Raw genomic sequence first — 238 nt, 5'->3', positions numbered from 1 at the left:
GGTGAAGGTTGTGTCGCCCGCCATTTCGCCGGAGAGGGAAACGGTTTTGTTCATGCGGTTGGCGGTGCGGATGATGTGTGCCAGACGGCGCAGGACGGCGGGGTGGGCAGGCTGGTCGAGGTAGCTGACCGCGTCGTCGCCCCTGTCTACCGACAAGGGGTATTGGATCAGGGCGTTGGTACCGATAGAGACGAAGTCTACCGGTTTGAGCAGGCTGGAGCCGGTCAGGGCGGCGGAG

Annotated in this window: 1 protein-coding gene; it reads right to left on the bottom strand. The window is 63.9% G+C overall.

Annotation, left to right across the window (positions count from 1 at the left end; translation table 11 throughout):
- A partial coding sequence (locus tag ACTHSL_RS14190) for a putative PEP-binding protein (protein ID WP_440381757.1) occupies positions 1-238 on the bottom strand: 238 nt, incomplete at both ends.

The organism is Neisseria sp. P0008.S010, from assembly GCF_051962715.1.
Taxonomy (GTDB): Bacteria; Pseudomonadota; Gammaproteobacteria; order Burkholderiales; family Neisseriaceae; genus Neisseria; species Neisseria elongata.
Note: the sequence above shows the minus strand (reverse complement) of the source record. Positions and strands in the feature narration are given on the sequence as shown.